Below are 11009 nucleotides of genomic sequence, written 5' to 3'. Positions count from 1 at the left end.
GACCCTCGCGTGACGTGGGCCGCGTACGCGGCACGCGCTCCGTCGTCGCTCCCTGGGTCCGCACCAGGCTGCGCGCCGCGCCCCTCGCCGGCGTCGCGCTCGCCCTGCTGGTGGCGCTGACCGCGTGCCTGGCCTCCGCCTTGCCGCGCGCCGTCGACCGATACGAGGACGCCGGACTGCTGCGGACCCTCCGGCAGGGCCGGCCCGACCGCACCACCGTGCAGGTCGTCGCCCCGCAGCCGGACCCCGGCCTCCCGCCGGACCTGCGGGCGGCGGCCATGCGCCCCGACGAGCTGGGCGGATCGTACGGACGACTCCTCACCACCGCGCCCCGGCCGCTGGTCATGGACCGCGCCGAGTCGGCGTACGGCGTGAGCACCACCCGCAGCCCCGCGGTGCCCGACCGCTGGATACCCCGGCCCAGCGGACTGCCCGCCCGTGTCTCGCTCGTGGCGCAGAGCGGTCTCGCCGACCATGCGGCGGTGCGGGAGGGACGGCTGCCGCGCGCCCCGGGCCATGTGGACGAGCTGACCGCCGAGGTGGAGGCCGCCGTCACCACCGCCACGGCCAGAAGCATGCACATCAAGGTGGGCTCGGTGATCCACGTCCCCGGCATGGCCCGCGCCCCGCTCGCCGTCCGCGTCACCGGCATCCTCACCCCGCGCCACCCGTCCGGTGCCTACTGGTCGACGCAGCCCCTGCTGCGCACCCCCGAACTGGCCCGCCTGCCCGCGCCGGGCCCGGACCCCCAGGAGTACTGGCTCGGCGCCCTGCTGCTGCCCGGGCAGGCCGCCCCCGCCGTCATGGGCACCAACGGAGTCCCCGTGCGCTACTGGCTCCTGGCCCCCGACCTCGGCGGCCTCCGCGCCCACGACCTCGACCGCCTGAAGTCCGCCGTCGCCGCCCTGGAATCCGGCCCGGCCCTGGAACGCGCCCGGGTCCTCACCGACCCCGCCGCCGACGTGAACACCGACCTCGACGACGTCCTCGCCTCCTTCTCCCGGCTGCGCTCGGGCATCACCCCGCTGGTCGCCGTGGCCGCCCTCGGCACCGGCACGGTCGCCGCCGTCGTCCTCGTCATGGCGGCCGGCCTCGCCGCCGACCGGCGCCGCACCGAACTCGCCCTGCTGCGCGCCCGCGGAGCCTCCCTGCGCGGCCTCGCCGGGCGACTGGGCGCCGAGACGGCCATCGTCGCCGTGCCCGCGGGTGCCGTCGGGCTCACGATCGCGCTGCTCGCGTTCCCCGAGGGCCGCCTCTCGTACGCCTTCGGCGCCGCCCTCGCGGTCGTCGTCACCGCCTGCGCCGCCCTCCCGCTGCGCGCCGTGCTCACCCACCGGCCGGTACAGGTGACCGGTCCGCGCGAGGACGTGGCGTCCGTACGTCCCTCCCGACGCCGTACGGTCGCTGAGTCGACGCTGCTCGTGCTGGCGGCCGCGGCGGTGGGGGCGCTGCGGATGCGGGGCGTGGCGGCCGCGTCCGGCTCGCCCGGCTCCTCCGACTCCTCCGGCCCCTCGACGGGCTCGTCCGGGGACCAACTGGTGTCCGTCGCCCCCGTGTTGGTGGGGCTGATCGCGGCCCTGGTGCTGGTGCGCCTCTATCCGCTGCTGCTGCGCCGGCTGGCGCGCCCGGCCGGCCGGATGCGTGGAGCGGTCGGCCCCCTGTCGCTCGCGCGCGCGGGCCGCACCTCCGTCTCCGCGGTGCTTCCCCTGCTGGCCCTGCTGACCGCGCTCACCACCGCGGCGTTCGGCGGTTCGGTCCTGGCTGGGGTGAACGACGCCCGCGACCGGGCGGCCCTGCTGTCCGTCGGCGCCGACGCCCGCGTGGACTCCGACGCCCCGCTGCCCTCGCGCCTGCCCGCACAGGTCCGCGCCATGTCCGGGGTGCGGGCGCTGACCGCTGTGGGCATCGCCTACCAGGCGAAGCCGGACGATGGCGAGGTTTCCGTGCCGCTGGTGGGCGCGGAGCCGGGTGGGTACGAGGCCGCGGCGAGGGCGGCAGGGCTGGGCGCCTTCCCGCAAGGGCGACTGAAGCGCCCTGCGGGCGACGCCCCCCTCCCCGCCCTGGCCTCTCCTTCGGTCGCGAAGGCGTACGGCACCCGGCGCCCCTTCCTCGTACGTCTGGAGGACGGCAGCTCGGTCACCGTCCGGATCGCCGTCGTACGGGAGCGGACCCCGGCCGTGCGCGGCGCCGACTTCCTGATCGTCGACCGCGCCGGGCTCGGCTCCACCGCCGCCCGTCCGACGGCGCTCCTGGTGACGGGCGACCACCTGGACGCGGGCGCGCTGCGGAAGGCGGCGGGAGCCTCGGCCGCCGTCCGGGTACGGGCCGAGGAACGGGCGCGCTACGCCGACTCGCCGCTCCAGTCCGGCGCCGAGCGCGTCTACGCCGCCGCGGTGGCCGCCGGTGCCGGCTACGCCGTCCTGGCCCTGCTCCTCGCCCTGCTGCGCGCCGCCCCCGAACGCACCGCTCTTCTCGCCCGCCTCCGCACGATGGGGCTGAGCCGGGCCGAGGGCCGCCGCCTCCTCGTCCTGGAGTCCCTGCCGCAGGCTCTGCTCGCCGCGACCGGCGGCGCGCTGACGGGCTGGTCCACCATCCGGCTCCTCTCCCCCGGCGTCGACCTGACGACCGTCGCCCTGGCCTCGGCCCAAACACCGGTCGGCAGAGCCGAGTTGCATACGGACCCCCTGTCGCTGACCGTACCGGCGCTCACGGTGGTGGCGGTGGCGGTGGGCGTCGCGGGGATACAGGCATGGTGGACGGGACGGCGGAGTGCGGTGCGGGAGCTCCGGGCGGGGGATGCCCGATGACGCGGGAGATTAGGGAGCCTCGGCTGACGCGGCAGACGCGCGAGACATGGGAGACGCGATGACCACCAACCCCACGACGCTCGCCGACCTCGCCGACCGGGTCGCCGAGGCCCGCGAACGGCCCGCCTACGGCCACGACGCCCTGATCACCTGTGACCGCCTGGTCCGCATCTTCTCCACCGACGGTGTGGAGGTCCAGGCGCTCCAGGGGCTCGACCTGCTGGTCCGCGAGGGCGAGTTGATGGCTCTGGTCGGCGCCTCCGGCAGCGGCAAGTCGACGCTCATGAACATCCTCGCCGGGCTCGACACCCCCACCGCGGGAGCGGCCCGCGTCGCCGGCCGCGACCTGCTCGCCATGACCGCCAAGGACCGCCTCGCCTACCGCCGCAAGGTCGTCGGCTTCGCCTGGCAGCAGACCTCCCGCAACCTCCTCCCCTACCTGACGGCGGCCCAGAACGTCGCCCTCCCCATGCAGCTGTCCGGCACCCGCGCACGCCGCCGCGCCAAAGCCGAACGCGTCCTGGAACTACTGGAGTTGCTGGAGGTAGCCGACTGCCGGGGACGCCGCCCGCAGGAGATGTCCGGCGGTCAGCAGCAGCGCGTCGCCGTCGCGGTGGCCCTCGCCAACGCGCCCGCGGTCCTGCTGGCCGACGAGCCCACCGGTGAGCTCGACTCCCACACCGCCGCGCAGGTCTTCGACGCCTTCCGTACGGCGAACGAGCGGCTGGGCACCACCATCGTGATCGTCACGCACGACCAGGCGGTGGCGGGCGAGGTCCGCCGTACGGTCGCCATCCGCGACGGCCGTACGTCGACCGAGGTGCTGCGCCGCAGCCAGGTCGACGCCGCGACCGGCCACGAGACGGTGGTGGCCCGCGAGTACGCCATGCTCGACCGGGCCGGCCGCCTCCAGCTGCCCGCCGAGTACACCGAGGCCCTGGGCATGCGCGACCGGGTCGCCCTGGAACTGGAGCCCGACCACATCGGTGTATGGCCGGACGACAGCGAGGAGCGGTAGGGCTGGAGGGGAGTGAGAGGGGTCAGACAGTGGGCTGGGGAGCGGTGAACGGGCGAGGCACCGGTCAGCGCACGCTGACGCCCAACGTCTTCAGCCCGTCACGCCGGACGGCGACCGACCCGTAGGCGGTCCGCAGCCTCAGCCAGGACCCCGACGAGAACAGTGCGACGTCCCCGGCGTCCTCGGGCCGCAGGAAGCCCAGCGACTGCGCCGCGTGCACGGCCCGCACCGGCAGCCGGGTCTCCCCGACCGTCCGGGACCAGATGTCCCGCCCGATCCGGTCGAGCTCGGTGCGCGAGCGCTGCTCCGGCGTCAACTCCTGCGTGCGGGAACGGAATTCGGTGACCGCCGCGGCCACCAGCTCCCGCAGCGCCTTGGGCCCCGGCAGGCCCGGTTCCGCCTGCCAGCCGCTGCGCGGCGGCAGCACGCCCGCCCACGGCGGCCCGGTGACCGCGGCCGGGACGACGGCCGTGGCCCCCGCCTCGTCCACGGTCTCCAGCAGCTCACCGGCGGAAACGGTCACGTCGAGGGTGATGTCGAGCCCGTTCTCGTACGGCTTGGCCAGCCGCACCGTGCGGATCGCCAGCACCTCGAAGGACGGCGGTTGCCCGAACACGGCGAGCGCGGTGCCCGCCGCCTGGAGGCGCACCGCCGCTCCACGGTCGTAGTGGAGCAGCCGGGAGAGGAAGGCCGCGAGGTCCGCAGCCTCCCCCTCGTCGGCAAGGTGCAGCACCGTCATGCGGCGACGGCCTCCTCCTCGGCGCCGGCGCCCTTTTCGGCGGCGGCGTCGTCCGTGTACTCCTGGAGGAACTCCCGCTCCTCCGCGGTGATCCGGCGCGGCCGCTGCGCCTCGAAGTCGAACGGCACGACGACGGTGGAGGCCCGTACGTACACGACCTCGTCGTCCTTCACCTCGTAGGTGATGGTGAAGGACGCCGCCCGGATCTCGGTGATCCACAGCTCGATGTCCACCGGGTGGTGCCGGTGGACGAGCTGCCGCTTGTAGTCGATCTCATGACGCGCCACCACGGACCCCTGCTGGAAATCCTTGTCCGGGCGGAAGAGGAAGTCGATACGGGCTTCCTCCAGGTAGCGCAGGAACACCACGTTGTTGACGTGGCCGTACGCGTCCATGTCCGCCCAGCGCAGCGGGCAGCGGTAGATGTGGCGCAAGAGTCGATCAGCCCCGGGTCAGCTTCTTGTAGGTGGCGCGGTGCGGACGGGCGGCGTCCGCGCCGAGCCGCTCGATCTTGTTCTTCTCGTACGACTCGAAGTTGCCCTCGAACCAGAACCACTTGGAGTCACCCTCGTAGGCGAGGATGTGCGTGGCCACTCGGTCGAGGAACCAGCGGTCGTGGGAGACGACCACGGCGCAGCCGGGGAAGTCGAGCAGCGCGTTCTCCAGGCTGGAGAGGGTCTCGACGTCCAGGTCGTTGGTCGGCTCGTCGAGGAGCAGCAGGTTGCCGCCCTGCTTCAGGGTGAGCGCCAGGTTGAGGCGGTTGCGCTCACCACCGGAGAGCACACCGGCCGGCTTCTGCTGGTCCGGCCCCTTGAAGCCGAAGGCGGACACGTAGGCGCGGGACGGCATCTCGACCTGGCCGACGTTGATGTAGTCGAGTCCGTCGGACACGACCTCCCACAGCGTCTTCTTCGGGTCGATGTTGGCGCGGGACTGGTCGACGTACGAGATCTTGACGGTCTCGCCGACCTTGATGTCACCGGAGTCCGGGTTCTCCAGGCCCTGGATCATCTTGAACAGCGTGGTCTTGCCGGCGCCGTTCGGGCCGATGACGCCGACGATGCCGTTACGCGGGAGGGTGAAGCTCAGCCCGTCGACGAGGATCTTCTCGCCGAAGGCCTTGTTGAGCTTGTCGACCTCGACCACGACGTTGCCCAGGCGCGGGCCCGGCGGGATCTGGATCTCCTCGAAGTCCAGCTTCCGCATCTTCTCGGCCTCGGCGGCCATCTCCTCGTAGCGAGCGAGACGGGCCTTGGACTTGGCCTGGCGCCCCTTGGCGTTCGACCGCACCCACTCCAGCTCTTCCTTGAGGCGCTTCTGCCGCTTGGCGTCCTTCGCACCCTCGACCTTCAGACGGGTCTGCTTGGTCTCCAGGTAGGTGGAGTAGTTGCCCTCGTACGGGTACGCGCGGCCGCGGTCGAGCTCGAGGATCCACTCGGCCACGTTGTCCAGGAAGTACCGGTCGTGGGTGATGGCCACGACGGTGCCCGGGTACTTGGCCAGGTGTTGCTCCAGCCAGTTCACGGACTCGGCGTCGAGGTGGTTGGTGGGCTCGTCGAGGAGCAGCAGGTCGGGCTGCTCGAGGAGGAGCTTGCAGAGCGCGACGCGGCGCTTCTCGCCACCGGAGAGGGTGGTGACGGGCCAGTCGCCGGGCGGGCAGCCCAGGGCGTCCATGGCCTGCTCGAGCTGGGCGTCGAGGTCCCAGGCGTTGGCGTGGTCGAGCTCCTCCTGGAGCTTGCCCATCTCGTCGAGCAGCGCGTCGGAGTAGTCGGTCGCCATGAGCTCGGCGATCTCGTTGAACCGGTCGAGCTTGCCCTTGACGTCGGCAACACCCTCCTGGACGTTCTCCAGGACGGTCTTGCCCTCGTTGAGCGGCGGCTCCTGGAGCAGGATGCCGACGCTGTAGCCCGGGGAGATGAAGGCGTCACCGTTGGACGGCTGCTGGAGACCGGCCATGATCTGCAGGACGGTCGACTTACCGGCACCGTTCGGGCCGACGACACCGATCTTCGCTCCCGGCAGGAAGCTCAGGGTGACGTCGTCGAGGATCACCTTGTCGCCGTGCGCTTTGCGCGCCTTGCGCATGGTGTAAATGAACTCAGCCAAGAGAAACCGTCCGGCAACTTGAAATCTGGCAGTGGGCAGATACACCCCATCTTGCCTGACCGCTAGCCCTGGATGGAAACCCGTTGGGTCCGGGGGCTGTGACCTGGGCTTCAGTCGCTGGCGACTGTGGCTCGCCTGTCACCGTCGGTGGCTGCACGGGGGGCGGCGCGGACGGTGTCGGCGGGCGGTGCCGTATGCCGGACACGGGACGGCCCACGCCGTGGTCCGCTTGCGCAGTACGGCGCCGACGAACAGGGCACCGGCGAGGACGACGACACCGGCCGTGACCATGCCCGCGTGCAGCCCGCCCAGGATGTCGGCGCGGGACGGAGCGGCGCCCGACGCCAGGGCGTTGGTACGGGCCGCGGCGATCGCGCTGAGCCCTGAGACGCCGATCGCGGCCACGTACTGCGGCAGCTGCGACAGACCGCCGACGACACCCTGGTCCTCCCCGGTGACACCCGTGGTCATCACGGTGATGAAGGACACCACGCTGAAGACGTGGCCGAGGCCCATGACCGAGGAGGTGATCAGCAGGGCGGCCAGGTCGGCATGGACCGGCAGGGCGAACATGGCCACCGTGCCGACGCCCTGGATGGCCAGGCCCGCGCCCAGCACCTTCACCCCGCCGAACCGGACCAGCAGCTTCGCGACGTACATGCCGCCGAGGGTCGCGGCCGCGCCCTCGCCGAGATAGCTGAGACCGGCCTGCAGGGCGGTGAAGCCGAGCACGTCCTGCATGTACAGGCTCAGCAGCACAGTCGTGCCGGCACACATGCCGAAGGTGATGACACCGAACAGCCCCGGCCACTTCACGGACGGCCGGTTCAGCACGGACAGCGGCACCAGCGGCTCCGAGTGGCGCCGCTCGACCAGCAGGAACGCCGCCAGCAGCACCAGGCCGCCGCTGCGGATCGGTTTCTCCGGCGCGTTCACGGGCCATCTGCTGCACAGCATCGCCGAGGTGTTCGGGCGCCGGCACCCGGGCGTGGACGTGCAGATACGGCAGGTGCAGATCTCGGACCCCTACGGTCCGCTGCGCGCGGGGGACATCGACCTCCAGGTCACCGAACCTCCGTTGGCCGAGCCGGATCTGACGCTGGGTCCGGTGCTGGTGTCACAGCCGAGGGTGCTGCTGATGTCGTCCGCGCACCCGTTCGCGCGGCGCGACTCGGTGAGCGTGGAGGATCTGGCGGAGGCGACGCTGCTGACGGTCGGCGGGAACGTGCCGACGTACTGGCTGGACCACCACTTCCCGCGGCAGACGCCGTCGGCGCGGCCCATCCCGCACGGGCAGGCCATGACGCACTGGGAGGACGCGCTCTCCCTGGTTCTCGCGGGCAAGGGCGTGACACCGGTGGCGGCCGCCGGCGCGCACTACTACAGCCGTCCCAGCCTGGTCTTCAAACCGTTCACGGACGCCCCGGGCATCGATTACGCCTTCGTATGGCCCACCGGCCACGAGACGGCCCTGCTGCGGGCCTTCGTCCGGGTGGCCATGGATCAGGTCCGCGGGGTGGGCGGCCCGGCGCAGACCGTGGAGAACCTGTGGGCGGGCGAGGGCACAGGCACCTGAGGTGGCTGCGATGGCGCCGTTCGGGACCACCGAGGTGTCTCGAACCGACCCCAATCTGCCTCATCGGCAAGAAAACCGGGGTTGTCACCATTTGCATGTGCACTGAACCACTTCCGGACCGGACGCGTGATCACCAGTGAGACGTTTACGCCGCACATCCTGGGGAGATTCATGACGCGCAGATGGTCGCTCATCGCCGCGATCGCCGTATTGACCGCCGCGCTGGCCTTCGTCGTCGTCCATCTGGCGCTCGGCCAGGACTCCGGGAAGGAGCAGGCCGAGGCGAAACCGGCCGCGGCGAGCCCGGGTAACGGCGCCGAGTCGCTGCAGGGCCTCGGATGGTGGCCCCTGCACCGGTCCGGCACCGCGAAGGCCGGCGAGCACGACGCCGTGGTCAGCGGCGGCACGCAGTGGACCGACGGCCCCGAGGGCGGCGCGCTACAGCTGGACGGCACCAGCGGATACGCGGACACCGGCACCCGGCTCGACACCGCGGGCAAGGACTACTCGGTCGCCGCGCGGGTGCGCCTCACCCCCCAGGACATGACCGGCATGCACACCGCCCTGTCCCAGGACGGCGGTCAGAGCAGCACGTTCTTCCTCCAGTACTCCGGCCAGGACGGGAACTTCGCCTTCAGTTTCCCCGGTGCCCGTACGGTCGCGGAGACGCCCGAGAAGCCGCGGCCCGGCCGCTGGTACCACCTGACCGGCGCGTACAGCCAGAAGGACCACCGGATGCGGGTCTATGTGGACGGCCGGCTCGCGGGAACCAGGGTGGCCTCCAGCAGCGTGGAACCCACTGGCTCCGTGGTGATCGGACGCGGCAAGTTCGGTGGGAAGGCGGCCGATTACTGGAACGGGGGCATCGCCGACGTACATGTCTACGACAGGGAGCTGACGGCCCGTGAGGTACGCTCGCTTTCCTCCCGCAAACCGGGCTGACCGGCGCTGACGGGGCGAGTTCACTCGCCGCCGCAGGCTGACGGGCGCCGCACGGGCGCACGGCGGCTCGCGGCGGCGTCTGCCGGTTCTCCCGCAGCCGGCTGAACCCGTCTCCCCCACAGACGACCGGAGAGGAAAGGCCCTTGTCGTCCCGCGCTTCGACCGACGACCTGATATCCGGCCCCCGCCCCGCGGAACCTCACCCCGACGAGTTCCTCAGAGCGCTCTACCACTTCCACGGCAGCGCGTTGCTGCAGTTCGCCGCACGGCGGATGGAGGGCGACTGGCACCGCGCCGAGGACGCCCTCCAGGAAGTCGCGATACGCGCCTGGCGGCACGCCGGGGAACTCGACCCGACCGCGGATTCGGTACGGCCCTGGCTGTTCACCGTGCTGCGCAATCTCGTCATCGACGGCCACCGGGCCCGCCAGGCCAGACCACCGGAGACCGGTGACCCCGAACTCGCCCACCTTCCGGTGTCCGACGGCACGGACCACATCCTCACCTCCCAGGTGCTCGTCGAGGCGTTGCGGGATTTGCGGCCGACACAGCGCGAGGTCCTGCTGCACGTGCACTACCTGGGACGCAGCGTCAACCAGACGGCCAAGGTCCTCGGCGTACCGCCGGGCACGGTCAAGTCCCGGACGTACTACGCCGCCCGCGCCCTGCGTGAGGCACTGGGCAGCCGCGGGATGTCCGCGGGCGGCCTGGACCGCGCGACCGGATGACACTCATGCCAGACGTCCCGCGTGCCGGGTGATCTCCAGGCCGAGCGGCCCGGTGTCGAGCGATCCGCCCGCACCGGCACGCCAGCGCCACCCCGTGGATACCTCGCCGAGCACCAGCAGCGCGTCCCCGCGCCGCAGGCCGGTCAGTGCCCCCTCCCGTCGCGGGAGTTGCGAGGTGTCCACGACGAACAGATGCGGCGCCTCGCCCTGGACGGCGATCCGGCTGCTGCCCTCGATCATCCGGAAGATCTGGGTGACTTCGGGCGATCCCGGCTCCTTCGCTCCCGTGCCCGCCGACGCCGCCCTGGCGAACGCCTCCTCCAGGGTGGCCGCGCTGTGCAGACGCGAGGTCCGTGCCTCGTCGCCGGAAAGGAGTCCGCCGTCGGCCAGGGATCCCACCAGGGTGACCTCGGCGAGCGCCCCCACCGGGCCGGCGAGCGCCTCGGCGACGACGGCCCGCGCCAGGCTGCGCACCTCCTCGTCCGGACCCGTCACCGAGACGGGCCCCGCCGCCCGGGAGAGGTCGACCAGCACCCGGTCGGGGCCGTCCAGGCCCACCGTCACCGTCAGCGCGTACGGCAGGGCCGGTTCGCCCTCCGGGCCGGGGCGGTGCAGATCGTCGGGCGAGATCGTCCAGCGCTCGCCGTCGGCCTCGGCGCTCCAGGGCGCGGGGGCGGCCTCCTCGGCCCTGGCCAGCAGCAGTCCGAGCCGCTCCTCGGAGTAGACGACGGCGTACAGGTCGGGCAGCGACCGGCCGGAGCGCAGGCATTCGCCCGTCAGCCGGCGCAGGCCCGCGTTGACCACGTCCAGTGCCTCCCGGCCCACGACGGCGGCCGAGGCGGCGACGGGCTTCGGCGGGCGGGGCCGCCGCTCGGTGACGATCAGCGCGGTCACCGCCCCGATCAGCGCCAGCCCCAGCACCACGGCCAGGACGTACCAGATCATCTTCTGACTCCTTGTCGGGACGCCCCGGCGACGGAGCCGGGGCGGTCGAGAGCGGGGGGTGCCTCTATGTCTTTGGTCAAGCGAGGCGTGGGGTTCTGGATTCGTAGAAGGTGCCGTCGCGGAGCATCGCGAACAGCACGTTGATCCG

General features: G+C 72.3%; 10 protein-coding genes. 5 read left to right on the top strand and 5 right to left on the bottom strand.

Annotated features, from left to right (window positions below; all coding sequences use genetic code 11):
- Window positions 1-14 precede the first annotated feature (14 nt).
- Together ABZ910_RS08870 and ABZ910_RS08865 are read left to right on the top strand one after the other, a co-directional pair.
- Complete coding sequence (locus ABZ910_RS08870) at window positions 15-2807, top strand: FtsX-like permease family protein (RefSeq protein WP_361361066.1); 2793 nt, start codon at window positions 15-17, stop codon at window positions 2805-2807.
- A 58-nt stretch (window positions 2808-2865) separates the two neighbouring features.
- Window positions 2866-3825, top strand: coding sequence for an ATP-binding cassette domain-containing protein (locus tag ABZ910_RS08865; protein ID WP_361361064.1), 960 nt, complete (start codon window positions 2866-2868; stop codon window positions 3823-3825).
- 64 nt (window positions 3826-3889) lie between these two features.
- Here the strand turns inward: ABZ910_RS08865 and ABZ910_RS08860 are convergent, their stop codons facing one another.
- The 4 genes from ABZ910_RS08860 to ABZ910_RS08845 all read right to left on the bottom strand — a co-directional run bounded on the left by ABZ910_RS08860 (window position 3890) and on the right by ABZ910_RS08845 (window position 7606).
- The gene (locus ABZ910_RS08860; RefSeq protein WP_361361062.1) at window positions 3890-4564 is read right to left on the bottom strand and encodes a hypothetical protein; all 675 of its coding nucleotides are present in this window, start codon (window positions 4562-4564) and stop codon (window positions 3890-3892) included.
- Window positions 4561-4998, bottom strand: coding sequence for a thioesterase family protein (locus ABZ910_RS08855; RefSeq protein WP_361361060.1), 438 nt, complete (start codon window positions 4996-4998; stop codon window positions 4561-4563). Before ABZ910_RS08855 ends, ABZ910_RS08860 begins: the two co-directional genes overlap by 4 nt.
- Before the next feature lie 7 nt (window positions 4999-5005).
- Window positions 5006-6670, bottom strand: a complete 1665-nt coding sequence (gene ettA, locus ABZ910_RS08850) for an energy-dependent translational throttle protein EttA (RefSeq protein WP_361361058.1) — start codon at window positions 6668-6670, stop codon at window positions 5006-5008.
- Between the two features lie 138 nt (window positions 6671-6808).
- Window positions 6809-7606 (bottom strand): MFS transporter, encoded by a 798-nt coding sequence (locus ABZ910_RS08845; protein ID WP_361361056.1) that lies wholly within the window; start codon window positions 7604-7606, stop codon window positions 6809-6811.
- Between ABZ910_RS08845 and ABZ910_RS08840 the strand changes: the two genes are divergently transcribed.
- From ABZ910_RS08840 to ABZ910_RS08830, 3 genes are all read left to right on the top strand, one after another.
- On the top strand, window positions 7578-8246 hold the full coding sequence (locus tag ABZ910_RS08840) for a LysR family substrate-binding domain-containing protein (RefSeq protein ID WP_361361424.1): 669 nt from the start codon (window positions 7578-7580) through the stop codon (window positions 8244-8246). The genes ABZ910_RS08845 and ABZ910_RS08840 overlap by 29 nt on opposite strands.
- A 171-nt stretch (window positions 8247-8417) precedes the next feature.
- On the top strand, window positions 8418-9188 hold the full coding sequence (locus ABZ910_RS08835) for a LamG domain-containing protein (RefSeq protein WP_361361054.1): 771 nt from the start codon (window positions 8418-8420) through the stop codon (window positions 9186-9188).
- Window positions 9189-9331: 143 nt separating this feature from the next.
- Complete coding sequence (locus tag ABZ910_RS08830; RefSeq protein ID WP_361361052.1) at window positions 9332-9916, top strand: sigma-70 family RNA polymerase sigma factor; 585 nt, start codon at window positions 9332-9334, stop codon at window positions 9914-9916.
- Window positions 9917-9919: 3 nt separating this feature from the next.
- On the opposite strand, the gene ABZ910_RS08825 is transcribed toward ABZ910_RS08830, so the two are convergent.
- The gene (locus ABZ910_RS08825; RefSeq protein ID WP_361361050.1) at window positions 9920-10861 is read right to left on the bottom strand and encodes a hypothetical protein; all 942 of its coding nucleotides are present in this window, start codon (window positions 10859-10861) and stop codon (window positions 9920-9922) included.
- Between the last annotated feature and the right edge of the window lie 148 nt (window positions 10862-11009).

Origin of the sequence: Streptomyces sp. NPDC046805 (assembly GCF_040645355.1) — a bacterium.
Classification (GTDB): domain Bacteria; phylum Actinomycetota; class Actinomycetes; order Streptomycetales; family Streptomycetaceae; genus Streptomyces.
Note: the sequence above shows the minus strand (reverse complement) of the source record. Positions and strands in the feature narration are given on the sequence as shown.

Bases quoted from the DNA above. Each gene is read 5' to 3' on its own strand.
- ABZ910_RS08865 (WP_361361064.1), top strand. From the start codon at position 2,866: ATGACCACCAACCCCACGACGCTCGCCGACCTCGCCGACCGGGTCGCC.
- ABZ910_RS08860 (WP_361361062.1), bottom strand. From the start codon at position 4,564: ATGACGGTGCTGCACCTTGCCGACGAGGGGGAGGCTGCGGACCTCGCG.
- ABZ910_RS08835 (WP_361361054.1), top strand. From the start codon at position 8,418: ATGACGCGCAGATGGTCGCTCATCGCCGCGATCGCCGTATTGACCGCC.
- ABZ910_RS08825 (WP_361361050.1), bottom strand. From the start codon at position 10,861: ATGATCTGGTACGTCCTGGCCGTGGTGCTGGGGCTGGCGCTGATCGGG.